16 protein-coding genes are annotated in these 25,963 nt (G+C 71.3%); 11 read left to right on the forward strand and 5 right to left on the reverse strand.

Annotated elements, in window-relative coordinates; all coding sequences use genetic code 11:
• The first annotated feature begins 85 nt into the window (after positions 1–85).
• From WMF46_RS24945 to WMF46_RS24970, 6 genes are all read left to right on the forward strand, one after another.
• Positions 86–1,282: an alpha/beta hydrolase family esterase gene (locus WMF46_RS24945; protein ID WP_437979475.1), complete on the forward strand. Its 1,197-nt coding sequence runs from the start codon at positions 86–88 to the stop codon at positions 1,280–1,282.
• A gap of 212 nt (positions 1,283–1,494) precedes the next feature.
• Positions 1,495–3,135, forward strand: coding sequence for a DUF1592 domain-containing protein (locus tag WMF46_RS24950; protein WP_437979476.1), 1,641 nt, complete (start codon positions 1,495–1,497; stop codon positions 3,133–3,135).
• Between the two features lie 53 nt (positions 3,136–3,188).
• Complete coding sequence (locus WMF46_RS24955) at positions 3,189–4,574, forward strand: DUF1552 domain-containing protein (protein ID WP_437979477.1); 1,386 nt, start codon at positions 3,189–3,191, stop codon at positions 4,572–4,574.
• A 318-nt stretch (positions 4,575–4,892) separates the two neighbouring features.
• A complete protein-coding gene (locus WMF46_RS24960; protein ID WP_437979478.1) occupies positions 4,893–6,176 on the forward strand; it encodes a PAS domain-containing protein in 1,284 nt (427 codons plus the stop codon).
• Entirely contained in the window at positions 6,140–6,361 is a 222-nt protein-coding gene (locus tag WMF46_RS24965; protein WP_437979479.1) for an STAS domain-containing protein, read from the forward strand. The genes WMF46_RS24960 and WMF46_RS24965 overlap by 37 nt, the downstream gene beginning before the upstream one ends.
• A gap of 651 nt (positions 6,362–7,012) precedes the next feature.
• The gene (locus tag WMF46_RS24970; RefSeq protein WP_437979480.1) at positions 7,013–7,861 is read left to right on the forward strand and encodes an SGNH/GDSL hydrolase family protein; all 849 of its coding nucleotides are present in this window, start codon (positions 7,013–7,015) and stop codon (positions 7,859–7,861) included.
• A gap of 264 nt (positions 7,862–8,125) precedes the next feature.
• Here WMF46_RS24970 and WMF46_RS24975 read toward each other — a convergent pair whose 3' ends face one another.
• The 4 genes from WMF46_RS24975 to WMF46_RS24990 form a co-directional block, all read right to left on the reverse strand.
• Entirely contained in the window at positions 8,126–9,469 is a 1,344-nt protein-coding gene (locus WMF46_RS24975; protein ID WP_437979481.1) for a DUF1552 domain-containing protein, read from the reverse strand.
• Between the two features lie 35 nt (positions 9,470–9,504).
• A complete protein-coding gene (locus tag WMF46_RS24980; RefSeq protein WP_437979482.1) occupies positions 9,505–11,244 on the reverse strand; it encodes a DUF1592 domain-containing protein in 1,740 nt (579 codons plus the stop codon).
• Between the two features lie 546 nt (positions 11,245–11,790).
• Positions 11,791–12,879 carry a serine/threonine-protein kinase gene (locus tag WMF46_RS24985; RefSeq protein WP_437979483.1) on the reverse strand — a complete coding sequence of 363 codons (1,089 nt, stop codon included), beginning with the start codon at positions 12,877–12,879 and terminating at the stop codon, positions 11,791–11,793.
• 44 nt (positions 12,880–12,923) lie between these two features.
• The gene (locus WMF46_RS24990) at positions 12,924–15,659 is read right to left on the reverse strand and encodes a protein kinase domain-containing protein (RefSeq protein WP_437979484.1); all 2,736 of its coding nucleotides are present in this window, start codon (positions 15,657–15,659) and stop codon (positions 12,924–12,926) included.
• 199 nt (positions 15,660–15,858) lie between these two features.
• Between WMF46_RS24990 and WMF46_RS24995 the strand changes: the two genes are divergently transcribed.
• A complete protein-coding gene (locus tag WMF46_RS24995; protein ID WP_437979485.1) occupies positions 15,859–17,385 on the forward strand; it encodes a serine/threonine-protein kinase in 1,527 nt (508 codons plus the stop codon).
• Positions 17,386–17,719: 334 nt separating this feature from the next.
• Positions 17,720–18,205, forward strand: coding sequence for a hypothetical protein (locus tag WMF46_RS25000; protein WP_437979486.1), 486 nt, complete (start codon positions 17,720–17,722; stop codon positions 18,203–18,205).
• Between the two features lie 67 nt (positions 18,206–18,272).
• Here the strand turns inward: WMF46_RS25000 and WMF46_RS25005 are convergent, their stop codons facing one another.
• Positions 18,273–19,496 carry a hypothetical protein gene (locus WMF46_RS25005; RefSeq protein WP_437979487.1) on the reverse strand — a complete coding sequence of 408 codons (1,224 nt, stop codon included), beginning with the start codon at positions 19,494–19,496 and terminating at the stop codon, positions 18,273–18,275.
• Positions 19,497–19,633: 137 nt separating this feature from the next.
• On the opposite strand from WMF46_RS25005, the gene WMF46_RS25010 reads away from it, so the two are divergent.
• The 3 genes from WMF46_RS25010 to WMF46_RS25020 all read left to right on the forward strand — a co-directional run bounded on the left by WMF46_RS25010 (position 19,634) and on the right by WMF46_RS25020 (position 25,770).
• Positions 19,634–20,113 (forward strand): peroxiredoxin, encoded by a 480-nt coding sequence (locus WMF46_RS25010; RefSeq protein ID WP_437540689.1) that lies wholly within the window; start codon positions 19,634–19,636, stop codon positions 20,111–20,113.
• 116 nt (positions 20,114–20,229) lie between these two features.
• Entirely contained in the window at positions 20,230–22,239 is a 2,010-nt protein-coding gene (locus tag WMF46_RS25015; protein WP_437979488.1) for a DUF4139 domain-containing protein, read from the forward strand.
• A gap of 288 nt (positions 22,240–22,527) precedes the next feature.
• The gene (locus WMF46_RS25020) at positions 22,528–25,770 is read left to right on the forward strand and encodes a Kelch repeat-containing protein (RefSeq protein WP_437979489.1); all 3,243 of its coding nucleotides are present in this window, start codon (positions 22,528–22,530) and stop codon (positions 25,768–25,770) included.
• The last annotated feature ends 193 nt before the right edge of the window (positions 25,771–25,963 follow it).

Below are 25,963 nucleotides of genomic sequence, written 5' to 3' on the forward strand. Positions count from 1 at the left end.
GTGCATCAACCAGCCGGGGAGCGCGGCGGACGACCCGCCATCGCCCGAGCCCCCGGCGAGCAGAAGCTAGCGAGATGGTGTCCTTATGAGTCGATCTGTGTTCGGACTGAACGTTCTTTTCACCCTGGGCCTGGCGGCGGGGCTGGCCGCATGCGGCTCGGAGGCGGATCCCGTCGACCCCGGCGCTAGCGGCTCCTCTGGCGCATCCACGAGCGTCGGTTCCACCTCGGGAGCGACGTCGGGCGCAACGTCCAGCGGCGGCGCGAGCACGGTCGCGAGCACGAGCAGCTCGGCCGGCACGGGCGGCGACTCGGCCGGCACCGGCACCGGCGCCGGCGGTTCGACGGGCGCCGGCGACGGCGGCTCGACGGGCTCCGGCGACGGCGGCTCGACGGGCTCCGGCGACGGCGGCTCGACGGGCTCCGGCGACGGCGGAACGATGGACCCTGGCAACGGCGGCTCGGTGGGCTGCGGCAAGGCCGTGACGCGCCCCAACCCTCGCACGCAGCAGACGCTGATGGTCGGCGGGGTGACGCGCTACTACCTGATTCACGTGCCGGAGAACTACGACCCGAGCAAGCCGCTGCCGCTGGTCTTCGGTATCCACGGCCTGAACATGAACAACGTGTGGGCCGCTCACGACAACAGCGGATTCCAGCTCATCCAGGAGACCAACAACCAGGCGCTGCTCATCTACCCGCAGGGCTTGCCGGCGAACGGGCAATCCACGCCTCCGAGCACCGAATCGCAGTGGGGCACTGCGGACTCCAACTGGGGCGGTCCGCCGCCCAACGCCAATCAGGCGCGCATGACGGCCGACCTGGCGTTCTTCGATGCCATGCTGGAGCACGCCAAGACGAACTACTGCGTGGACACGAAGCGCGTCTTCGCGGTCGGGTTCAGCCAAGGTGGTTTCATGACGAACACGCTCGGCTGCCAGCGCGCCTCCGTGTTCCGCGGCCTCGCCCCGGTCGCTGGATGGGGCCCCAACGGCTCCCAGCCCACGTGCAGCGACGCCAGCGCCGCGCACGCGCTGATTCAAACGCAAGGCGACACCGACACGACCGTGTCCCCCCAGCTGGGACAGGCGACCCGAGACTTCTGGCGCGGCCGGAACGGCTGCCAGGCGACCACGATGCGGTCGAGCTTCGGCGACGCGTGCGTCGAGTACCAGGGCTGCAAGGAGGGCCAGCCGGTCGTGTACTGCACGCACCCCGGCAGTCACAACGTACCGTCCGGCGCGGGCGGGCGAGCCTGGCGCTTCTTCCAGTCGCTCAAGTGAGCCGCGCGGGCCGTGAGTGAACGCGGCCTCCGCAGGCGGTGGACTGAACGAGATCTCTTCGATGCATGGATTCTCGATTTCAGATGTACAAGACAGTCACTGGATGATGTTTGCATTGTACCTGTGCTGGAATAGTTGATTCGTCACCCGAGCTTGGTCAGGAGGCTATGATGACCCCACCGTCTTTTTTAATGACCGGCTTGCCACGCGGCATGCGGGCGCTGGGCGCGGGGCTCTGCGTCACCGCGCTCCTGCTGGCGGGATGCACGGGCGCCTTGGGCGATTCGGATCCGGAGGGGGGCGGCGGCCCTCCTCCGGACAGCGGCGGCGACCCACCCACCGGCGGGGTGGCGCGCGGCATCGACATGCCGGGTGGGCCGAAGTACCACCGGTTCGTGCGCCTAACGAACTCGCAGTGGGCGCGCAGCGTGCAGGTGGTCCTGAACCTCGCCGCTCCGCCGTCGCTGTCCGACGGGTTCGAGAAGCCCGTCGCCGGCACGACGGACTTCACGAACAACGAGCACCTGCTGAGCGTGAACCAGCGCTCGTGGAGCGACTACCAATCGGCGGCGGAGGCGCTCGCCGAGGAGGTGACGGATTCGGAGGAGGCGCTCGCCGATGTTTACCCGGGCACGGACGCGGCCGGCTTCATCGAAGCCGTGGGGCGCCGTGCGTATCGCCGTCCGCTGACGGACGACGAGACCGCCAGGTACACGGATCTCTTCGAGACCGGAACGGCGATGTCCGGCGCGAAGAGCGCGTTCGCCAAGGGCGCGCAGCTCGTGATCCGGACGATGCTCCAGTCGCCGCACTTCCTCTACCGCACGGAGCTCGGCGAGGATCGCAAGCCGCTCGATGGTTACGAGATCGCGGCGAAGCTCTCGCTCTGGCTGCGCGATGCCGCGCCGAGCGACGAGCTGCTCGACAGGGCGCCCACGCTCACGACGCCGGAGGCGATCGCCGCGGTCGCGAAGACCATGCTGGAGGAGCCCACCGCGGCCGAGGGCATGCGGTACTTCCATCGCGAGCTGCTCCACTTCGATCGCTACGCCACGATCAGCAAGCTCGGCGTGCCGAGCTACAAAGAATCGTTGAACGCGGAGTACGAGGAGAGCGCGTACCTGTTCTTCGACAAGATCTTCGCCGAGGGTCTCGGCGTCAAGGAGATCCTCACGTCCACCAAGGGCTTCGTGGGGCCGGGGATGGCGAGCCTCTACGGCCTTTCGCCGAGCGGGAGCGGCGTCGTGGAGCGAGACCTCGGTCCCGATCGCGTCGGCTTCTTCTCGCAGCTCCCTTACCTGACGCTGAACGCCCTGAACGATGAGTCGGACTCGATCCACCGCGGCGCCAACATCAACTTCGACGTGCTGTGCGCGCCGCTCGGCGCGCCGGCCCCTGACATACCGCCGGTCCCGCCCCTCGAGCCCGGGCAGACGAACCGTCAACGCATCACGCGGCTCACCTCCGGCTGCGGCGGCGCGTGCCACAACCAGCTCATCAATCCCGTCGGCTTCGCCTTCGAGCACTTCGACGGCATGGGGCAATATCGGGACGAGGAGAACGGAGGCTTGCCGATCGACAGCAGCGGTGTCTACACGTTCTCCGAAGGGGACAAGTCGTTCGCGGACGCCGGCGAGCTGATGAACCACATGGCAGAGGGTGAGCAGGCTCACCTCTGCTACGCCAAGAAGCTCGCGAGCTTCGCGCTCCAGCGCGACGTCGTCCCGTCGGATTTGCCGCTCGTCCAGACGCTCGCCGAGGTGAGCCGCGGCGCCAGCGGCTCGGTGAAAGAGATGATGCTCGAGCTCGTGAAGAAGGAAGCATTCCGGACTCGCATGGGAGGTACGCTGTGAACCCCAAGATCGCAATGAACCTCGCTCCTCCGAACGCAGCGCATCGGCGCGGCATGAATCGGCGCGCGTTCCTGCGCGCGGGCGGCGTCGCCATCGCCCTTCCCTTCCTCGAGGGTCTGCCGTCGCGCTCCGCCTGGGCCGCGGACAGCACGCCCGTGTTCAGCCTCTACATCGTGGCGGCGTGCGGCGTGGTGGGCAAGAAGTTCTTCCCGGACAAGACTGGCCAGCTCACGACCGACGGGCTCGCCGCGATGACGGACAAGGCGACGCACGTGCTCGCGCCCCACGCCCCGAACCTGCTGTTCATCCGCGGGATCAACTTCCCGATGAGTGGGCCCAGCAACTGCGGCCATGCGCAGGGTCTGTGTCAGTCGCTCACCGCGCGCCCGGCGCAGGGCGGCGGCAAAACCGCGTCCTCGGGCGGCGTGTCCGCGGACGTGGTCGTCGCCAAGCTGGTGAACGAGGGCGGCGCCGAGCCGCTCACGCTCTACGCCGGCAACCGCAAGAACGGGTACATCGCCGAGCGCATCTCTTTCAAGGGCGCCGGCTCCGGGCAGGTGCGTTCTGCGGACGACAACCCGTACACGCTCTACTCCAAGCTCGTCGGCTTGACGGACAACGGCGGTGGTAGCAGCGGTGGCAGCGGCGGGCAGGTCGCCGATGAGCTCATCCGCAGCCGCAAGAGCGCGAACGACTTCGTGCGCGAGGAGCTGAACAGCCTGATGCGCATGTCGGCGCTGAGCTCCGCCGACAAGCAGCGCCTCCAGCAGCATTTCGAGGCCATCCGCGACGCCGAGGTCACGATGGGCGAGATGGCCGGGACCTGCAGCCAGGCGGGCCTCTCGACGTCGGAGCTCGACGCGCTCAAGAGCGGCTTCGCGTTCAAGACGAACGGCATGATCGAAGACGTCGCGAAGCTCCATCTCGAGCTCGTGGCGCTGGCTTTCGCCTGCAACTTCAACCGCGTGGCGACGCTGCAGCACGGCGACGGCACGGATCAGACGAAGTATGCGGTGCCGTCGAACGAGAAGCTCGGGTGGCCCTTCCACCACATCAGCCATCGTGTGCAGTCGGACGCCTCTTCGGGCAGCAACCCGACGGCCGAGCAAGCGCACGCCGAGATCGACGTGCTCCGCATGCAGACGCTGCTCCACGGCCTCGATCAGTTCAAGGCGCGCGGCCTGTTCGACAAGTCCATCGTCCTGTGGACGAACCACGTGTCGGACGGCCCGTCGCACAGCTTCCGCGACGTTCCGACGATCATCGCCGGGAGCGGCGGCGGCTACCTGAAGCAGGGTGCTTTCATCGACGCCGAAGACGCCACGAACAACAGGCTCTTCAACGGCCTCATCGCCGCCGCCGTTCGGGACAAGACCGAGTGGACGGAGAACTTCGGCGAGGGCAAGGGCTCCGGGCCCATCGACGACATGCTCGCCTGAGCGGCCTCGCCGGCGGTGTGCCTCGCCGGCGGTGTGCCTCGCCGGAGCTGTCACCCGAATTACGAACCCTCACGAAGACTCCGGGCGAGGCCCGCCAGCAGGCGCAGAAGCACGTCGCGAGCGTGGCGATCGCGCTCCGCGCCCGCCCCCCGGCGCGCCGCCGATCGGGACGCGGCCTCGCCTGGCCCGGCGCCGGCCGAGCGAGCGCATCCAGGCGCGCCTCGCGGCGGGCCCTGGTCGACGCTCTGGCGAGATCGGCTTGCAGAACCGTTACACTACGGGCGGCGCGCTCGCAGATCAGCGCGCGGAGGAGCGAGCATGGGTCGCGACAGGGGCGAGCGGACATCCGGGCCGTTCGGGGGCGCGGACGCGGATGCGGTGTCCGGAGGGGACCACGACTCGGAAGCAGGGAGCACGGCGGGCGGGCCCTGCCAGCTCGACGGGGGCCCCGCGCCGGGCGGGGTGTCCGCGCGCATCGATGGCGAGGTGGACTACAAGGCAGAGTGCCGGGCGCTGCGCGCGCGCGTCGAGGAGCTGGAGAGTGAGCTGGCCAGTCGGCGCGACGAGCTCGGGCGCGAGAGAGGGTTGGTCAGCGCGGCGGCGGCCTACATCGACGCTCCGTTCGCTCTGGGCGCCACGCAGGTCCCGGCGCTGATCCACTGGCGCCTCGATGGCACCGTGACGCGCTGGAACGACGCCGCCAGGTGCCTCTTCGGCTGGAGCGAGGACGAGGCCGTGGGCCGCCGGCTCTCCGAGCTCGTGGCCGCGGATCCGGTGTCGCCCGAGGAGGTGGAGGCGTTCAACCACGATCCTGGCGAGAGCCTCTTCGCGACGGCCGCGAGCGCGGCCAGGACGAGAGAGGGGGACGCGCTCACCTGCCGGTGGACCTACGCCGTGCTGCGCGACGAGCGAGGCGACGTCCGGGAGATCGCGGCCATCGTGGACGAGGGCGACGATCCGCGGCGGAGAGAGCGCCTGTTGCACGAGCGCCATCAGATGCTCCTTCAGCTCGTGGACAACTCGCCGAACGTCATGTTCATCAAGGACCCGGAGGGGCGCTACGTGTTCCTCAACCGCCCTTATGCACGGGCTCTCGGGCGGCACGCCATCGAGCTCCTCGGCAAGGACGAGCATGAGCTCGGCGGCACGCCGCCCGACGTCGCCGACCGGATCGTGGAGAAAGAACGGGAGGTGTTCGCGAGCGGCCAGGCCATGCGGTACCAGGAGGTCCTGGACTTCGGCGGCCAGAATGCTTATTTCTTCACGGCCAAGTTCCCGGTTCGCAACGAGCGCGGTGAGCTTGTCGGCGTCGGCGGTGTCGTGAGAGAGGACACCGACCTGAGGCGCGCGGAGGCGGAGCGGGCCGCGCTGCAGGAGCAGATCATCGCCGCGCAGCAGGAGGCGCTCCGGGAGCTGTCGACGCCGCTCATCCCGCTCGCCGACGGCGTCCTGGCCATGCCGCTCGTCGGGACGGTGGACGGCGCGCGCGCGGGGCAGATCATGGAGACGCTGCTCACCGGGATCAGCGGCCAGCGCGCCACACCGCGATCCTGGACATCACCGGCGTGCGCGCCGTCGACACGCTCATCGCCGATGCGCTGACGCGGACCGCGCGCGCCGCCCAGATGCTCGGCGCGCGCGTGGTGCTCACGGGCATCCGCCCCGAGGTGGCGCGCGCCCTGATCGAGCTCGGCGCGGACCTCACCGGCATCGTCACGATGGGCACCTTGCAGAGCGGCATCGCGTACGCGCTCGGGCCCACGGAGCGCCCGCGCGTCGCCCGGTGAAGCGCGCCATGGCTGCATCGTAAAGAGACCGAGACCCCTCCCCCGCGCGGCGACTGGAGCGCGCGACCCGGCTACGAGCTCGCCCCGACGCTCGCGGACACACCGGGTGTGACCGCCGTGCTCGAAGGCCGCGCGCCGGTCCATTTTCTTTGACACCAGCAGTGTGAACGCTCACAGTGCGCCTTGGGGTTTCCTTTCGCGTTGCCCTGAACAGGCCGTCGTGCGCGCCGGCCCTTCGTCCCTGGGCTCAGGCTCGCCCTCTGCGCCGATTCCATTCGCCTGGTCGTCGCGGATGCGAGCAACGGCGAGGTCGCGAGGGTGTCGCGTGTCGTTTCGGCGGCTCTCGGTCGATCATCCCGACGGCGCAGCGGAGCTCGCATCCTGCGGCTCTCCGCTCCGGCGTGCGTGGGACGGAGGAATGCGATGCGTATGGTTCAAGAGAATGGTTCGCTGTGTGGGTCGCGCGAGCGGAACGATGCGGAGATCCGGAGACCGCGCCGCTCGAGGTGGGCCACGCTGGTGGGGACTGCCGCGCTGATGGCGATGCTCAGCGGGTGCTCCGATGATACGGAAGGAGCGACGTCGACCAGCTCCGGAGCCGGCGCAAGCACTACGACGGGCGCGACCAGCGGGGGGGCGACGAGCGGCGGCGTGACCAGCGGGAGCGCTGGAGGGGGAGACGCCACGAGCGGCTCGGCAGGCTCGGGCGGCGAGGGCGGCGCCGGGGGCGCCGGCGGAGCGGGCTCGGGTGGCATGGGCGGCGCATCCGACGGTGTCGGAGGTACCGCGGGCGACGGAGGTGCAGGGGGCAGCGATGGCGCGGGCGGCGGCCCGGCATTCCAGCCCTGCCCGGCGAGCGGCCCCTGCAAGATCATGCCCTTCGGCGATTCAATCACGCAGGGTTTCAACGTCGCCGGCGGCTACCGCGCCCCGCTGTTCCACCTCGCGCTCGAAGCGAACCGCGACATCACCTTCGTCGGTTCCGCCAATGATTACAGCGTGCCCACGGTGGACGGAGTGACGTTCCCGAGGAACCACGAGGGTCACGGCGGCTGGACGATCGAGGGCAACAACGGCATCGCGAAGCTCGTAGACACCAGCATTCCGAATTACAAGCCCAACATCATTACGTTGATGATCGGAACGAACGACATCAACGGTAACATCAACGTTGCGGACGCACCGAATCGCCTGGGCAAGCTGCTCGACTCGATTTTCACGCGTGATCCGAACATCCTCGTGGTGCTCGCGCAGATCGTGCCGTCGAGAACGGACGGCACGAACAACGCCATCAGGGCCTACAACGCGGCCATGCCCGACCTGGTTTCGACGCGCGTCAGCAAGGGGCAGCACATCGTGCTGGTGGACATGTACACAGCGTTCACCAACGACACGAACTACAAGCAGTCCCTCTTCGCCGACAATCTCCACCCGAACCAGGCAGGGTATAACCGCATGGCCGAGGTTTGGTTCCAGGCGTTGAGTCCGTACCTCCGCTGAAATCGAAAGGCGAACGCACACCGGATTTCCGACAGCGAAGCTCCTGGACAGGATACACCCGAACGAGGCCGGCTACGTGCGCATGGCGAACGTCTGGTACGGGGCGATCGGCGACCTCTTGCGGTGAAGCGACGTCGCGGTCGCGCCCTCCCCGCGCGACCCTCCTGCTGGTGCCGCGTCGCGTGACGGCGCCAGCCTGTATTTCGAGGAGCGCCGGCCGGCGTCGTTGAGTTCGCGCCGGCCGGCGTTTCGCGCTTGCGACGGCTACGTCAGGTTCGTGAGCGGCCCGGTGCAGTATCTCTGGTCGCCGAACGTTTGTCGGCTGTCGCCGAACAGGTTCAAGATCGAGACGAGCAGATCGTTGTGCGGGCGATTGTTGTACCGGAGCCAGCGTCCAGCGCGCAGGCCTCCGCCGCCGCCGGCCAGCAAGAACGGCATGTTCGACTTGTTGTGGCTCGGCGGATCCTGGAGCTCGGACCCGAAGAAGACGACGCTCTCGTCGAGCAGCGAGTGTCCACCCATGTCGACCTTCGCCATCTCCTGCAGCAGATAGAGGTGCTGCTTCGAATACCAGTTGCAGATGAGCTCGCACTCGTTTGCCCTGAAGCCGCCGTCGTGCTGGTAGAAATGGTGGTGCTCGCTCAGGTTGAGCCAGGGGAAGGTGTGCTTCGCCTCGGTGTCGCTCCACTGCAGCGTGCCGACCGCGGTGATGTCGCAGGCGAGCGACATCACCATCATGTCCATCATCAGCTTGCCGACCTTCGGGATCGCCGCGTCGGTCGAGGTGTCCTTGACCTTGCCGTCGTTGTCCGCGCTGAGCCCCGTGCGCGGGTTGTAGTCGGACGTGTCGACCTTCGTCGGCGCCTTGCACGCGCTCGTCTCGACCGGCGGCGCGCTGTCGAGGCTCTTCTCGATCTCGCGGAGCTTCGTCAGGTGCTGATCGATCTTCTGCTTGTCGGCGGCGCCGAGCCGATTGGACAGGGCGGAGTAGCGCCCGTCGAGGAAATCGAGGATCGATTTCTTTCGCGCGAGTCGGCGGGCGGCGTCGTTGCCGGCGCTGGGATCCAGCGTGCCGAAGAGATCGGTGAAGATCTCCGTCGGATCGAGGCGCGGCGAGATCGGCCTGAACGGCGCGGCGCTCTCGAAATTCGCGGAGTTCATCGGTGACAGCAGGCCGTGGGACTTGCCCGTCGCCCAGCGCACCGCGATCTCGATGCTCGCCTTCGCCTTCTGACCGGCGGAGATCCGGGAGGCGATCACCTGATCGACGGACGGTCCGCCCGCGTAGCCGCCGTTCGGGGCCTGGGTCGTGCCCGAGAGCCAGGCGATGATCCCGGCCTGGTGCTGCTCACCGATCGCGCTCTTCATGTCGAGGCCGTCGACGACGATCAGCTTGTCCTGCACCGGCGCGAGCGGCGACAGGATGGGCCCCAGGGTGAAGTTCGTCTCGTTGCCGGTCGGCCGCCAGCGGTTGAGCACGGTCCCGCCCGGCGTGTAGACGCCGAGGAAACGCTTGGCGGGGGTGGCTTGCGCGCTCGCCGTGCGTTCGGGGCCCATGATCTCCAGCCAGGGGAGCGCGATGGCGATGGCGCCAGCGCCGCGCAACACGGCACGTCGGCTCAAACGAAAGTTCGACATAACCATCACTCCTCCTGGGCAGCCATGTAGTGGAAGGCATCCGTCTGCGTGAGCTCGATCAGGAGCTGCTTCACATTGTATCCGGACGCCTTGAAGGCGTCCGTGACAGCCTTCTTGGTGCAAGCGTCCCCGGCGCGAAGCGTGAGACCATAGCCGTACTCGGCCCAGTGCGTCGCGAAGCAGTTCTGCACCGCCTCGGTCTGGGCGAGCCCCTGCACCAGCTCGACCGGCCCGTTCACCTTGATGTCCGTGCCCGGGACCCCGCCGCTCGCGTCGATCGGGACGTCGTTCTCCGTCGTGCGGAACAGCCCGACCGCGTCGTAGTTCTCGAGCGCGAACCCGACCGGATCCATGAACTGGTGGCACGTCGCGCAGACCGGATCCTTGCTGTGCTGGCTGAAGCGATCCCGCGCCGTCGCGCCGGTGTACGGATCCGGCGGCTTCACCCTCTCCAGGATGTCGCCGGTGGGGAGCGGGATCTTCTGGCACATCAGCTTGTCGAGCACGAACGCGCCGCGGACCACGGGGTTCGTGTTGTTCGAGTGCGTCGTCCCGGCCATCATGCCGGCCTGGGTGAGGAGCCCGAGGCGCTGGGTCGTGTCGAGCTCCACCCGCTGGAACTCGTCGCCCGTCACGCCGGAGACGCCGTAGAACGCCGCGAGAGGTCCGTTCATGAACGTGTACGGGGCCGTCAAGATGGACGCCCAGGTGCCGTTCTCCTCGAAGATCTCGTGATCGAGCAATCGCTGCGTCTCTTCGTGCATGAGCGAGCCGATCGTCCGCGTGAAGGTCGGGAACGACTCCGCGTTTCGCTCGAGATCCGCGAGGCTGCTGATGGGGAGCAGGTTGTCGAAGAAGTACCGGACGGTGGTCCGCGACCGGGGATCCTCGAGCATGCGCTCGGCATGAGCGCGCACGCCCTCCTTGGTCGAGAGCTCGCCCGCCTGCGCCGCCGTGCGCAGGTCCTCGTCGGGCATCGTGCCCCAGAGCAGGTACGATAGGCGCGTCGCCATCTCGTCGCCGGTGGGCCGGCGGAGCTCGGAGCGCTCCGGGTCGGGCGCGCCAAACTCGATGCGGTAGAGAAAATCCGGCGATTGAAGCAGCCCCTCGATGACCGTCGCGATGCCGACGTCGAACGAGGCGTCCGTCCGGCCGGCGCTGTACAGCGCGAGGAGCTCGTCCGCCTCGCCGGCGGCGAGCGGCCTTCGATACGCGAGCGGCGCGAGTCGCTCGATGATCGTGCGCGCGCACGCTTCCTCGCCCTCCGCCGTCACGCTGCGCGCGCAAGGGTCGAGCTTCGCGAGCGCCTCCGGGGTGGCGGTCGCGCGCTTGGCGACGCCCTCCGCGACGGTGCCCAGCTGCTCGGCGAGCAGGCTCGAGACCGACAGCGTGTCCGCGTCATTGCCGAAGCCGTTCCCGACATCCTCGCTCGGAAGTGAAATGGCTGGCTCGGTCGTGTCGCCCAGGAGGTCGCGGACGGTCTTGTTGTATTCGAAGCGCGTCAGCCGCCGCAGCGGCGCTCGCCCGGGGTACACCGTGCCGTCCTCGCAAGCAGCCGGGTCCGTCGGGCCCGTGCCCGTCGTCGAGGTGGGCGGCGGGTCGTTCGGATCGTTCGGTTTGGAATCCTCGGTGCGAAACCCGCCCAGGTCTCCCGTGCAGCCGCTGGCCACGATCAACGCGATCGAGACAGCTAACCGAGAGCCCAGGAGAGGACGCGCCTTCTCATGATCTGAGGGCCTAACCATGTTCTCTCTCCTCGCCCGCTGTGGGCACGCTAAAGTGGAGCGCAGGCGGGATCTGGTGTTTACCCTCGCCCGTATCGCGACAGATCGTGGCCAGTTCGGCCTAATGATATTTCTACTACCTGCTGAGAAAATCCATCGACCACTCCATGGCGGGGCGCGACTGGCCATCCCTGATGAGGCCCAAGCCCCTCACCGGCGTCGTGCCATGAACGTAGCCCCCAGAGCGTGATGCCTTTGGTGTACGACCGAACGCAACCGGCACCAGGATCGACCCGATACCCGACCACGGGGCTCGCAATGCGCATGGACCCACCCAGAGCAAAGCGAAAGGATACCTCTGCAATGTGAACGCTCACATAGCGGATGTCAACGCCTATCGACCGATCCGCGCGCGTCCGCCAGGCGGAGGGAGGACAAGGCCGGCGGAGCTTTTCCGGAGCGCCGCGTCACGAGGAGCGGAGGTCGTGCAGCTGAACGAGATTATGGCGATGAGCGTATACCCACGTTCCGGGCTCCCCCGCGGACGCCGGAGCCGCAGCAGCGGACTCAGCCGCGCGAGGGCTGCCGCTGTTCCAGGAGGCCGCCCGATTCCCCCTCACCCACCGGCCCCGCCGCGCACATCGACTGCAAGGCAGCGACGATCTCCTCCGTGACGCACGGCCCGCCCGAGACGTAGGACGGCGCGAGCGGCTTCAGCGGCGGCGGGAGCACCTCGGCGACCCGCGCGCCGATGGCGTCGCGCGACGCCACGTGCCCCTCCTCCCTGGCCGCGGCCCGGAGCGCCTGCGCGAAATCGACCGCCGTGGGCCAGCGCGCGTCGCGATCGCGCTCGATCGCCCGCGCGACGGCGGCCGTGACGGCCTGGCCCACGCCCTCGCGCTCGCTCGAGAGCGGCGGCACCTCGCGCTCCAGGACGGCGTGGAGGGTGGAGACCATGTTGCCGCCGGCGAACAGCCGCCTGCCCGCCAGCACCTCCCACGCCACGACCCCGAGCGAGAACACGTCCGAGCGCCGATCCAGCGGCCTCGCGTTCGCCTGCTCCGGCGAGAAATAGCTCAGCTTCCCCTTCACCATCCCGGTCTTCGTGCGCGTCGTGCGGCGCAGGGCATACGCGAGCCCGAGATCGCAGATGGACGCCCGGCCGTCGACGCCGACAAGGATGTTGGATGGCGAGATGTCCCGGTGGATCACCTGGAGCAGCTCCCCCGAGCTGTCGCGCGCCTCGTGCGCCGCGTGCAGCCCCTCGGCGGCCTGCGCGATGAGCTCGATCGCGTCGCCGACCCCGAGCGCCCCGGGAGCCCGGGTGAGGTGCTTGAGGGTGACCCCCACGACGAGCTCCATGACGATGTACGGCGCGCCCTCGTCGAGACCGTAACCGAGGACAGGAACGAAATGGGGGCTCTCGACGCGCGACGCGATGCCCGCCTCGTCGAAGAGCATGCTCGCATAGCTCGACTCGAACCGCAGATCGGCCCGGATCCGCTTCACCGCCACGAGCGACCCGCGCTCCGGACCCGCGTCCCCTCCGCCTGCAGCGCAGGCGCGACGCGCGATGAAGACCTCGGCCGAGCCGCCCCTGGCCAGCTGCAACAGCAGCTCGTAAGGACCGACGGCGCCCAGGTCAGAAGAATCCATGCTCACTGCTCCGGGCGGCGGGTTATCACGTCAATGGTTGTTCATCAACCTTGGCCCCCTCGCGCTTCGTTCCGTTCACGCTCTGATTTGCGCTCCGGGGGGCGCCCCTGCCCTCCCCCTCCTCCGCCGCCGCGATCCTGCGCGGGGCCGCGGGCGACGAGGCCCTCGGCGTCCGTGGGGGCGTCGCCGCCGCGCTCGGCGTGCTCGGCCAGCACCCGCTCGTCGGTCTCGCCCACCGAGCGCAGCCAGCGCGCCGCAGCCCGGTGGCCGGCCGTGCGATCGCCGTCCGTGAGCATCCCGTAGGCGGCGTCGCGCACGAGGGCGTGACGGAACGTGAGCTCGTCGTGCCCGGGGTAGCGCGACACGCCGCGCCGGGCGACGAGCTCCTCCGAGAGCAGGCTCTTGAGCCAGCGGTCGAGCGACTCGGCCGAGGTGCCGGCGCCGAGCAGCTGCCGCACGCCGTCCGGCCAGAAGCTGCCGCCGAACAGGCTCGCCGCCCGCAGCGTGCGCCGCGCCTCGGCCGGCAGCGCCTCGATGCGCGCGTGCATCAGCGCCACGACCGTGGGCGGCATGTCGCTCCGGCCCTCCGCGCGCGCGCGCATCAGCTCCTCGAGGAAGAAGGGGTGGCCGTCGGCGTGCTCGACGAGCCGCGCCACCTCGGGCAGCGCGAGCTCCTCGCCGAACACGCTGCGGACGAGCCGCTCGGCAGCGCGCTGGCTGAGCGCGCCGAGCTTGATGTGCTGCACGCCGCGTGAGCCCCAGAGGCCGGGGAACGTCTCCATCACGCTGTGGCGCGCGAAGCCGAGCACGAGGAGCGGGCGATCCGAGAGCGCCTGGAGCGCCTCGTCCAGCACCGAGACCGAGGCGTGATCGCTCCAGTGCATGTCCTCGAGCACCACCACGACAGGCCCCTCGCCGCAGCGCGCGGCGAGCCACTCGAGCACGGCGCGACGGGCCTGATCGCCCATGGCGACCGCGTCCCCGCGGGCGGCGCGCGGCTCCACATCGGGGTCGTCGAACGGCGTGCCCGCGATCTCGCCGAGGTACCAGGCGACGCGCGGGGCGTCGTCGAGCGGCGCGGGCAGGGCCCGCGCGACGTGCTCGCGGATCTTGACGCGGCGCGCCTCGAGCGCCTCGCCGGGCAGGCAGCCGGCGGCCGCGAGGACGATCTCGCCCAGCATGCCGAACGGCGCGCCCGCGCCGAGGGGGTCGCCCCGCGCCACGTAGACCGACGCGCGCGCGTCGCGCTCGCGCACGGCCCGGATGAGCTCGCAGCGGAGGCGCGTCTTGCCGATGCCGGCCTCGCCGAGGACGAGCGCGGCGCGCGCCACGGGCTCGTCGGCGCTCTGCTCGAAGAGGCCGCGCAGCGTCGCGAGCTCGCGGTCGCGCCCGACGAACGAGGTGACGCGGCCGAAGAGCGTGCGCTCGGGCTCGGTGCCGTCGCGCTCGCCCATCAGCAGGAACGAGGGGCCGTCGCCGATCACCTCGAAGCGCGGCGCCGCGAGCCCCGCGGTGACCTCGTCGATGCGCACGTCGCCCTCGGCCTCGCGGAGGCGGGCGACCGCGCGGTCGATCACGTCGCCCGCGGGCAGGCGCTCGCCCACCTGCGCGCGGCCCGTGGCGAGCGCGACCGGGCGCCCGGGCAGGCGCGCCTTCAGCGCGAGCGCGCACTGCGCGGCGCGCGCCGCGAGGTCGAAGGCGGCCATCGTGCCGGCGCCGCCGCGGCCGGAGAACACCTCGTCGGTCTGCGAGGACAGGAGCACCATGCGCGTGCCGCCCGGGAGCCGCACGCGCTCGCCGCCGAACGCCTCGGCGAGCTCCGCGACGATCCGCTCGACGCCGCGATCGCTCGCCGGCTCCGGGTCGGCGGCGCCCAGATCGACGAGGACGACGCTGACGAGCCGCCGCTCGTCGTCCGTGACCGACGCCGGCGCGCCGTCCGCGCCCGTGCTGGACGCGCGCGCGAGCAGGGCGCGCGCCTCCGCGAGCGCGGCCGCCGCCGCGCGGCCGTCCGCGGGGCGCGCCGCCGGGTCCTTCGCCAGGAGGCGCGCGGCGAGCTCGTCGAGGAAGGGCGGCACGTCCGGGCGCCGCTCGACGAGGCGCGGCGCCTCCTCGAGGAGGATGCGGCACACCTCGGCGAGCGGGTCGTCGGCCGCGAAGGGGCGCTGCCCGGCGAGGCACTCGAAGAGCAGGACGCCGAGCCCGAAGACGTCGGCGCGCGCGTCGACCTCGACGTCGCCGCGCGCCTGCTCGGGCGCGACGTAGCCGAGCGAGCCGACGAGCGAGCTGGCCTCCGTGACGAGCGAGGTCGACGCCGCCGCCCGGGCGACGCCGAAGTCGAGCAGAACGACGCCGTCGACCCTGCCGTCGCGCAGGAGCACGTTGCTCGGCTTGAGATCGCGGTGCGTGATCCCGATCGCGTGGATGGCGGCGAGCGCCTCCGCGATCTGGTGCGCGACGAGCAGCGCGTCGGCCACGGCGAGCGCCCCCTCCTCTAGGCGCGCGTCGAGCGTGACGCCCTCGAGCCACTCCATCGCGAGCCACAGGGCGCCGTCGTCGCCCGTGCCGTGCGCGATGTGCTGCACGATGAGCGGGTGCTGCACGGCCTCGAGCATGCGCGCCTCGCGCCGGAAGCGGGCGGCGAGCTCCGGGGGCGCGACCTTGAGCGCGACGGGGCGCCCGGTCAGCTGATCGATCGCCCGGTAGACCGTGCCCATCCCGCCGGCGCCGGCAAGGCGGTGCACCTCGAACCGGCCGGAAACCAGCGTGCCCTCGCGCATGGTGCCAGCTTATCCGAGAGCTCCCGTCAGGTGCGCGGCGCGAGCGCTCGGTGGTGACGGTCCAGGGTGTTTGTTGTACGCTGTGCGCGCCGACACGCACCGACACGCGCCAACACGCGCCAACACCGAGAGCGCCGCGCCGCCCGCACAGGACGCCCCCCCAGGGTCGTCGGCTCGGCCGATCGAAGAGGGACCCCCGATGAACCCCGGACAGCAGGTGACGAGCACGCTCAGGCTGGCGCGCGAGCTCGGGAAGGGGGCGATGGGGAGCGTGTGGGTGGCCGATCACCTGGCGCTCGGGACGCAGGTGGCGGTGAAGTTCATGGCGCCGGCCTACGCGGACCAGACCGGCTTCGTGGAGCGCTTCCGGCGGGAGGCGATGGCGGCCGCGCAGATCAAGAGCCCGCACGTCGCGCAGGTCTTCGACCACGGCGTCACGCCGGACGGGGTGCCGTTCATCGTGATGGAGCTGCTCGAGGGCGAGGACCTCAAGAGCCGCATGCAGCGGCTGGGCGCGCTGCCGCCCGTCGAGGTCACGACGATCGTGTCGCAGACGGCCAAGGCGCTCGGCCGGGCGCACCAGGTCGGGATCGTCCACCGCGACATCAAGCCGGACAACATCTTCCTGCTCGACGTCGAGGGCGAGCTGTTCGTGAAGGTGCTCGATTTCGGGGTGGCCAAGCGGGTCCAGGGCGAGCTCGGCATGACGTCGACCGGGAGCGTGCTGGGCACGCCGCTCTACATGAGCCCCGAGCAGCTGCTCAGCGCGAAGCACGTCGACTTCCGGGCGGATCTATGGGGGCTCGCGGTGGTCGCCTACCACGCGCTCACCGAGCACGTCCCGTTCCGGGGCGAGACGCTGGGCGCGCTGTCGGTGGTGCTGCACACCGGGATCTTCACGCCGCCGAGCGAGGTGAGGCCGGAGCTCTCTCCGGCGATCGACGCCTGGATGAAGAAGGCGCTGGCGCACGATCCGGCGGCGCGCTTCTCGTCGGCGCGGCAGATGGCGGAGGCGCTGGAGCGCGCGGTCCTCGGGATCGCGCGCACGGCGTTCACGACCGAGCCCTCGTCCGCGGGGGAGCGACCCCTCCACGGGAGCGCGTCGCAGCCGGTGCTGTTCGGGGAGCCGACGCCGCTGCCGCCCGCGCCGGGCGCGCGGCTCTCGACGACCGGCACGCCGCCGTCGTCGGCGCCCGGCGCGCGGCTCTCGACGGACGGCGCGCCGGGGCGGACGCTCGCCGGCATGGCGACCTCGGGGACGGACGGGGCCCGGCGGTGGGCGCCGGCCATCCTGGCGGCCGCGCTCGCGTTCGGGGCGCTGGTGGCGGCGGTCGTCTTCCTGGCAACGAAGCAATCGCCCACGGCCGAGGTGACCCCCTCGTCGGAGGCGCCGGCCCGGCAGGCCGCGCCCGTCCCGGCGCCGCCGGTGGTGCCGGCGCCGCCGAGCGCCGCCGCGCCGGTGCCGGCAGAGCCGGCGAGCCCGACGCCCGCGGCCGAGACCGCGCAGCCAGCGGCCACGGCGGCGACCGCGCAGCCAGCGGCCACGGCGGCGACCGCGCAGCCGGCGGGCGCTGTCCGCACCGGCGCGGCAGTAAGGCCGGGTGCGACGGCGGCGCCGCGCGGCACCTCGGAGGGGCGCGGCCGCGCCACGCCGCGGGAGGCCTCGACGGGCCGCCCGACGGGGACGAAGCCGCCCGCGCCGGTCGAGGACACGATCGGCTTCTGACGCGGCCTCCGGCCTCATCGCGCGCCGGCCGCCCCGGGCGCCCATGTACGCGGCCTTCGGACGACCTGGTCAGACGGAGCCCGTTGAAATGGGGCGCTCGCGCCGCTCGACGGCAAAAGATGGAATCAACCGCGCTGGCACGGTCGATGTCGACATCGGAAGGTGAGGCCCACGGGGCGCACTGCGACATCCCGCCTCGCTCCTCCAGCGGAAGGGGCACAGAAATCGGCGCGAACGCATCGAGGCGTGAGAATTTCGGATTGGCACAGAGCGTGCGGTATCCGTCGCCGGGGCCCAGAGCGGGACGCGCTCAACGCGAAGGAGGTCTCTTCCCATGGAGAAGCTCGTAATTGGCCTGGTGCAGACGCACGACGAGGCGGAAGCCGCGGCGGAACGCATCATCGACTGCGGCTACACACGACAGGAGGTCAGCCTGCTGATGACCGAGGCGACACGCGACAGGTGCTTTCCGAGCCCGGACGTGGCGCCGCCGTCGAGCACGTTCGGCGCCGCGGTCGCGATGAGCGTCGTGGTCCCCGACCTCGGGTTCGTGGTCGCCGGGCCGCTGGCCGCGGTCGTGGCCAGCGCGGTCGGCGCCGGGATCACGGGCGGGCTGCGCGAGATCCTGATCACCGCGGGCGTCCCGAGGCACTGGGCGGAACGCTACCAGGGCGGCGTCCGGCAGGGCGGGATCCTCGTGAGCGTGTTCGCGCGCAGCGAGCGAGACGTCGGCCTGCTCCATCTGGTCCTGGACGACCCGCACATGACGTCGTTCCACACGGAAGCCCACCGGCACCACGTGTACGACACGTCGTTTTGAGCCGAGGCGCGCGTCGCGAGGCAAAGCGCCTCACCCCGGCACGCGGATCCCACGCCGGGGCGCGGGCTCAACCCCCGAGCGACCTGAGCCGCGCGCGCAGCATCAGCGCGCCGATGAGGTCTTCCTCCGCGTCGCTCCGGCGCGACCAGCCCAGCGAGAGGTAGCGCAGCAGCTCGCCGAACGTCGGTCCGGCCGGCGCTGCGCTCGTGCCGCCGCGGACGACCCAGAGCTGCTCGCCGTCGGCCCCGAGCGCGACGACCGACCGATGGGCCGCGCCGCCGCCGAGCGCCGAGCCCGAGAGCCGCGCGATCGGGTAGAGCTGCCGCGCCGCCGCCGCCTCCCAGCCGGGCTCGCGGTCGTGGCCGAGGAGCTCGCCCTCGCGGAGGAAGCGCAGCGTGCCCTCGATGGAGCCGATCGCGAGCTCGCGGTAGAGGTCCTCCGGATCCGCAGGATCGGCCCAGTCGTACGCGCGCACGAACGCCGCATACGTCGCCGGCGGGGCGACGCCGCGGACGGGCGGCGGGGACGCGGGCGCGCCGCGGCCGTCTTCGCGGCGGAGCACCCGGTTGAGCCGCGCGACCTCGTCGGCGATCGACCCCGGCCCCGGCGCGACGAGGTGCACCTGGAGGCGGCGCTCGGGCGCGAAGAAGCCGCCCATGAGCGCGCCCAGCACCGGGGCGCCCAGCTCGGCCGCGAGGAACGTCGAGCCGCGGTGCGGCCGGATCGCCCGGTCCATGGCCTCGCGCTCCTCCGCCGCGGTCGCGCCCTCCGGCAGGTCGACGTCGACCTCGACGATGTCGCTCCGGTCGGGCGCCTCCACGCCGGCCTCGACGCCCTCGTCCCCTTCCCTCACGAAATGGCGGACGAACCCGCTCGCCTCGAAGCGCCAGCCGTCGTCGTGGAGGACGTCCTCCGAGAACACGAGCGCAAAGACCGTGGCGCCGGGGTGGCCGAGCTCGGCGGCCGCGTCGAGCACGGCGACGGGCGGAGAGAGCTCGTCCTCGAAGAGCTCGGCGAGGTGGTCGAGGTCGTCGTCCCCGCCGCCGGCGGGCTCGCCGCTCGAGTAAAACGCGGCCGCGTGCCCGGGCACGCCGGGGAGCGGCGCGATGAACAGGCGCGGCGAGGCGACGTCCCAGCCACCGAGCGCCACGGCAAAGCCCTGGGACAGCGCGCGGTCCGGGATGTCGGCGGGTCGAAAGATCAACGCAGCGAACGTGGTGGCCATGCGGCGCACAGGGTAACCCGATCTCCCGCCCGCGGCCGACGTCCGTCGCGCCCAGCGGGCGTTCATGACCGCTTCCTCAAGTTCTTCGTGATCCGGGGCGCAGGAGGCCGTCAGGGCAGGCGGCCCGCGGCGGCTCGCCGGCGAGCCGCCGCGCTCCGCGGGGGCCTTGGACGCGGCGCGGCGCATCGGGTAGAGGAGACACCATGCTCGGAAAATCCACCCTGTCCGTCGGTGAGACAGCCCCTGATTTCAGCCTGCAATCGCAGAAGCGGGAGACGGTGAAGCTCTCCGACTTCCGGGGCAAGAAGACCGTTGTCCTGTTCTTCTATCCCAAGGACGACACCCCTGGATGCACGGCGGAGTCGTGCGCGTTCCGCGACCATTACGATGCGTTCGCGGAGGCGGGCGCCGAGGTCCTCGGCGTGAGCGCCGACTCGGCGGGCTCTCACCAGCAATTCGCCGACAAATACCGCCTGCCCATGACGCTGCTCAGCGACCCTGGCGGGGAGACCGCCGCGCGCTACGGCGTCAAGTCGCTCTTTGGCCTCCTCCCGGGCCGCGTGACGTTCGTCATCGATCGCGACGGCATCGTTCGACATGCCTTCTCCTCCCAGCTCCGCGCGACCCGCCACGTCGACGAGGCGCTCGCGGTCGTGAAGCAGCTCGAGGCCTCGCGCGGCTGACGCGCGGCGCCGCGCCCGATCTCCCGGCCAAGCCACCGTCGTTGACGCCCCCCGGAGGGGCGTTATGGACACCCCCAGGGCGGGGCCATCGCACGCCTCCGCCGGGGGAGGCGACGATGAACCATGGATTGAGGACCTCAGCGACGCTGCGGGCCGCCGCGATGGATCCGGCCCGATCGGGGGCCGCGTCGGACACGCTGCTGCTAAGGCGGGTGGTGCTCTCGACGGGCGGAGTCGGATATTTCGAGCACGAGGCGCGCGTGCGCGGCGACGCCGAGCTCCGGCTCGAGGTGCGGCTCGATCAGGTCGACGATGTATTGAAGAGCATCGTTGTCTATGACGATCGCGGCGTGACGGGGAATATCACGCTTCCCGGGAGGGAGCCGCTGCGCGATCTGTTCCGCGAGCTCCCGTTCGACGAGGGCGCGCTCGAGTCCGAGGCCGCCCTGCTGAACGCGCTCCGCGGCGCCGAGGTGCGGACGCGAGGGGCGCAAGGGGCCATCGCCGGGCGGATCGTGGCGGTCACCACGGCGCAGGCGGCGCTGCCGCACGGCGGCTCGGAGGACCGGCACCGGCTCTCGCTGATGTCGGAGGGCGCGCTGAGGCAGGTCGTCCTGGAGGAGCTCGAGAGCGTGGAGCTCGTCGAGGAGCGGCTGCGGCAGCAGGTCGGCGCGGCGCTGGTCGGGCTCTCGAGCCGGCGGGAGCGCAACCGCCGCGAGCTCGTCGTGCGCACGGCCGGCGAGGGCGAGCGGGTGGTCCGCGTGGCCTACGTCATCGAGGTGCCGCTCTGGAAGACGACGTATCGGCTCACGGTGCCGGAGGACGCGCAGACGAAGACCGGGGCGCTCGCCGGGTGGGCCGTCGTCGAGAACCAGAGCGGCAGCGACTGGCAGAACGTGGATTTCACCCTGGTGTCGGGAGACCCGGTGACGTTCCGCCAGGCGCTCTACGAGATCTATTATGTGGCCCGGCCGGAGGTGCCCGTCGACGTCGCCGAGCGCGTGCTGCCGCGGCTCGACGAGGGCGCCGCGGGGCTCGCGGCCAGGGCGGCGCGGCGCATGGGCTACCGCGCCGGCGGGGGCGCCGAGGAGGCCCGCGCGCCCGCCGCGGCGGTCACCGTGCCCTCCGAGAAGGTCGAGCCGGAGCCCGCGGAGGCGGCGACGCAGGTCGTGTTCCACTTCCCGGCGCCGCTCACGATCGCGAGCGGGCAGACGGCGCTCCTCCCGATCGTCCAGCGCGAGATCCCGGCAGAGCGGCTGTGGCTCTATCAGCCGGAGGCGAGCGCGCGCAGCCCGCTCGCCTCGGTCCGCCTGAGGAACGACGGCGACACGACCCTCCCGGCCGGCGCGATCACGGTCTACGAGCGCTCGAGCCGGGGGATCGTCACCTACGTCGGCGACGCGCGCCTCTCGCCGCTGCCCCCGGGCGAATCGCGGATCGTGAGCTTCGCCGTGGACCGGAAGGTGCGAATCGACCGCGAGGAGCGGGGCGAGGAGGTGTTCTCGCGCGCCACGATCCAGGGCGGTATGCTCGAGATCGTCAGGACCGCCCGCAAGGTGACGGTCTACACGATCGTGGGCGCGGCGCGCGAGCCGCGCGTCCTGCTCATCGAGCACCCGCGCATCGCCGGCTGGGACCTCGCCGAGCCCAGGGAAGGCGTCGAGGCGACCCGCGACCGCTACCGCGTCCGGCGCGAGGTCGCCGCGGGCGAGACGGCGCGCGTGACCGTGGCGCTGGAGCAGCCCATCTCACACACGGTGGCGCTCACGGGCCTCTCCGGCGAGCAGCTCGAGGTGGTCCTGTCGTCGCGCGAGATCCCCGAGGCGCTGCGCGCGGCCCTCGCGCGGCTCGCGGAGCTCAGGGCCGCGCTCGCCGAGAGGCAGCGCGCGCTCTCGGCCCTCAAGTCCGAGATCGAGGCGCTGCGCGCCGAGCAGGCGCGCGTGCGCGACAACCTCAAGGTCGTGCCTCCGGGGAGCGCGCTCCACGAGCGCTACCTCAAGACGCTGGGCGAGCAGGAAGACCGGATCGCGGCGGTGTCGGCGAAGCTCCCGGGCGCGCGGGAGGCGGTGGCCAGCGCCGAGCGGGCGCTCGCCGAGTACGTGCGCGGCCTGTCGCTCACGACGTAGCGAAATGCGGAGGCCGCGCACCCCGCGCTCTCCCGCGCGGCCTCCGCCCCCCTTCTGCGCGCTTGAATGCCACCCACCTCGAGCAGGCGCGGCAAGTCGAACGTTCCGGCGAACGCTGCAACATTCCGTCGCGAACCTCTGAATTTTTGCGATGCGAGCTGCACCCGACGGAGCGCCGGGCGCGCTGCGCGACAGGCCGCTGTGTTCGCAGGAGGCTCGCTCGCGAGAGTCGAGGAGGGTATGGGCTCAAGCAAGGTTCCCTGGGCTGGGTGGCGCTCCGCGCGATGCGTGGCGCTCCTCTGGATCGTCTATCTGACATGCGCGCTCGGCTGCGCGGCGCCCTCGAGCGAGGCGCTCGACGTCGAGGCGCTGGAGGCGCAGTTCGCGGAGCGCGCCCGCGCCGCGCTCCGCGGCGACGACGCGCTCGTGCCCACGCCGGCGGGCTTCGAGCTCGCGGCGAGCCCGTCGCGCGGCGGCCTGACGCTCGCGTTCCCCGCGGACGGGAGCGGCGCCGTGCGGTTCGACCTGCCGGGTGGCCTCGGCATCGAGGTGCGCGAGCGCGGCGCGCTCGGTGAGGTCCAGAAGATCGGCGCTGCCCTCGCGTACCCGCGCGCGGGCGGCTTCGCGCTCTGGACGGCGCAGCGGCACGGCGCGGAAGAGTGGCTCTGGTTCCCCGACGGTGCGCCCGCCGCGGGACCTGTTGCGTCATGGCAAGTCGAGGGGGCGCGCCTCCGCCGCCGCGGCGCGAACGTGGAGGTCCTCGACGCGGCAGGGGAGCCGCGGATCATCGTGGCGGCTCCCGAGGCCTATGCGTCGCCGCTCCAGCGCGTCCCGACGCGCCTGGAGGTAGAAGGCGATGAGATCTCGCTCTGGGTCGAAGAGACGGGCTCGCCGCTCCTCGTGGACCCGTCATGGACCGTCACGGCCGCCTCCGAGGCGACGCTCCGCCACGAGCACACCGCGACCTCGCTGCCCGACGGCAGGGTGCTCATCACGGGCGGGCGGCGATGGCTCAGCTCGTCAGACCAGTACCACCTCGCCAGCGCGGCCATCTACGATCCCGCGCTCGATGCGTGGTTGCCCGCTGCTCCGATGAGCCAGCCGCGGTCGGCTCACACGGCGACCCTGCTCGCCGACGGCAGGGTGCTGGTCACGGGCGGCGCCATGACCGGCGCAGCGTGGGTCGCCACCGCGGAGCTCTACGATCCGACGACCGACTCGTGGATCCCCGCCGCGACCATGACCTCGGAGCGCTCCGGACACACAGCGACCGAGCTCGCCGACGGGCGGGTGCTCGTCGCCGGGGGCGCTCCGGCTGGCGCCGCACCAGCCGCCGCCGCCGAGCTCTACGATCCTGTGTCGGACGCCTGGACCCCGACGCCCGCGGCGCTGGTCGTGCGCAGGGAGCACGCAGCGAGGCGCTTGCAGGACGGCCGCGTGCTGGTCGCCGGAGGCAGGATCATAGGAGCCAGCGTGGTGTCGAGCGTCGAGATCTACGATCCCGCGACGGGCGCGTGGACCCCGGGGCCCAACATGCTCCGCGCCAGGTGGATGCTCACGGCGACCTTGCTGGAGGACGGTGACGTGCTGGTGACCGGCTATGACTGGGATTCCGAGGCCGAGACCTACGATCCGGAAGCCAACACATGGACGCTCGCGAAGAACAAGATGAGCTTTCGGCGCGGCTGGCACACGGCGACGCGGCTGTGCGACGGGCGGGTCTTCGTCTCTGGCAACCAGCCGCCCGATCTTTACGATCCGAGCACGCGGACCTTCTCGACAGCGCCCAGGGGCGAAGTGAACCGCGGCAGCGCCACGGCGACGCTGCTCCCGGATGGACGGGTCCTCTTGGTCGGCGGGACTTCGACCGCGCCGGGCGCCGAGATCTATGACCCGTCGGTCGCGCCCTCGGGGACGCAGCTCGGCCCCCTGAATGCCTTGCGGAATTACGCGAAGACCGTGGAGCTGGAGGACGGGAAGATCCTTGTCGCGGGCGGCAACGCCGGTACGAAGACAACCGAGCTCTACGATCCATCGAGCGCGACGTTTTCCCTGGCGGCGCCATTGAGCTTCGAGCGGGCTCTCCCCGACCTGACACGCCTCGCGGACGGCAGGGTGTTGATCAGCGGGGGCCGCTTCGATGATTCCGAGACGGATCTGTACAACGAAATCTACGATCCGGCGGCGGATGCCTGGACGCTGGCCGCGCCCGACGAGGAGCGTCGATCCAACCACACGGCGACCTTGCTCGGAAGCGGCGACGTGCTCATCGCGGGAGGCGCGGTGATGGATTACCCGATGGAGCCGTTCCGCGTCCGCAGGACCGGATCGGCCGCGCTGTATCGTCCTGCCGACGACACCTGGGTCACCGTCGAGCCGATGAAAGCAAGCCGGGCGGAGCACGCGGCGACGCTGCTGAACGACGGCAGGGTGCTGGTCGTCGGCGGGATACAGGGATTCGACGATTTCGACATCTCGACCGCGGAGCCGCTCGCCAGCGCCGAGATCTACGATCCCGCGACCCGGCGCTGGTCTCTCGTGGCGCCCATGACGGTGCCTCGGGGCAAGCCCACGGCGACGCGGCTCCTGGACGGTCGCGTGCTCGTCGTCGGGGGAGCCGCAGAGACCTACGACCCGGTGACGAACATCTGGACTCCCACAGGCTCCATGAGCCAGCTGTCGGGTGTCAGTCATGTTGCCACGCTGCTGACGACAGGCGAGGTGCTCGTCATCTCAGGGACGACCGCGCAGATGTACAGCCCCGCGACGAACTCCTGGACACCTGCCCCGTCGACCTTGCTCTCGCATGGCTTTTCCACGTCCGCGCTCCTGTCGAGCGGGCATGTCCTCCTCGTCGGCCCCAACAGGGACGCGGAGCTGTACGATCCTCGATGGCACGGCCCCGGGGACAACGGCTGCAGCACGGGCGCTGGCGGAGAGGGCGGCGCGGGCGGCGGTGAGCCCGGTGCTGGCGGCGCTGGCAGCGCGGGCGGGGGCGAGCCTGGAACTGGCGGCGGTGGCGGCGGAACGTCCGCGACTGGCGGCGCTGGCAGCGCTGGCGGGGGTGAGCCAGGAACTGGCGGCGGTGGCGGCGGAACGTCCGCGACTGGCGGCGCTGGCAGCGGTGGATCCGGGGCCAGCGGCACCGGCGGCGCCGGTGGCGGTGAGTCCGGTTCTGGCGGCGCTGGCGGCGATGTCGCTGGTGAAGGCGGCAGGGGCGGCGATGCTGGCGCCGGAGGCGAGGGCGGCGGCTCGGCGAGCGGAAGCTCGACGAGCACCACCGCCGGCGCTGGCGGCGATGGCGGCTCGGGGACGGCGACCGCATCCAGCAGCGCTGCAGGCGCCGGCGGCGATGAAACCCCGGGTCCGACGAGCACTTCGAGCGGCCCCGGAGTGGACGAGCCGGCAGACACTGGCTGCACCATGGGGCAAGGGGCGTCCGGCAACGGCGCGAGCGCCTTGTACCTCGCTGTGATCGGGGCCGCTCTCCGGCGGAGGGTCCGCCGCTCCAGGGCGGCAATCCCGCGGTGAACTCCGATCGCCGGCTGCTCCCGCTGAACTGAATAGCGCGGCCCGCTCCCCGCGCGCTCCCTGCCGCGACCGCGGCGCCCGTGGAGCTGAAGCTCCGCGTCCACCTCGGCTTCGAGTCGATCCCGGCGGTGCAGGCGCTGCGGGATGTGGAGCGGCTGATCTGCGAGTCGCGCGAGGAGATCGCGGCGCGCGA

Origin of the sequence: Sorangium sp. So ce117, from assembly GCF_051524395.1 — a bacterium.
GTDB classification, from domain to species: Bacteria; Myxococcota_A; Polyangia; order Polyangiales; family Polyangiaceae; genus Sorangium; species Sorangium cellulosum_B.

Bases quoted from the DNA above. Each gene is read 5' to 3' on its own strand.
- WMF46_RS24945 (WP_437979475.1), top strand. From the start codon at position 86: ATGAGTCGATCTGTGTTCGGACTGAACGTTCTTTTCACCCTGGGCCTG.
- WMF46_RS24950 (WP_437979476.1), top strand. From the start codon at position 1,495: ATGCGGGCGCTGGGCGCGGGGCTCTGCGTCACCGCGCTCCTGCTGGCG.
- WMF46_RS24955 (WP_437979477.1), top strand. From the start codon at position 3,189: ATGAATCGGCGCGCGTTCCTGCGCGCGGGCGGCGTCGCCATCGCCCTT.
- WMF46_RS24960 (WP_437979478.1), top strand. From the start codon at position 4,893: ATGGGTCGCGACAGGGGCGAGCGGACATCCGGGCCGTTCGGGGGCGCG.
- WMF46_RS24980 (WP_437979482.1), bottom strand. From the start codon at position 11,244: ATGGTTAGGCCCTCAGATCATGAGAAGGCGCGTCCTCTCCTGGGCTCT.
- WMF46_RS24985 (WP_437979483.1), bottom strand. From the start codon at position 12,879: ATGGATTCTTCTGACCTGGGCGCCGTCGGTCCTTACGAGCTGCTGTTG.
- WMF46_RS24990 (WP_437979484.1), bottom strand. From the start codon at position 15,659: ATGCGCGAGGGCACGCTGGTTTCCGGCCGGTTCGAGGTGCACCGCCTT.
- WMF46_RS24995 (WP_437979485.1), top strand. From the start codon at position 15,859: ATGAACCCCGGACAGCAGGTGACGAGCACGCTCAGGCTGGCGCGCGAG.
- WMF46_RS25000 (WP_437979486.1), top strand. From the start codon at position 17,720: ATGGAGAAGCTCGTAATTGGCCTGGTGCAGACGCACGACGAGGCGGAA.
- WMF46_RS25005 (WP_437979487.1), bottom strand. From the start codon at position 19,496: ATGAACGCCCGCTGGGCGCGACGGACGTCGGCCGCGGGCGGGAGATCG.
- WMF46_RS25010 (WP_437540689.1), top strand. From the start codon at position 19,634: ATGCTCGGAAAATCCACCCTGTCCGTCGGTGAGACAGCCCCTGATTTC.
- WMF46_RS25015 (WP_437979488.1), top strand. From the start codon at position 20,230: ATGAACCATGGATTGAGGACCTCAGCGACGCTGCGGGCCGCCGCGATG.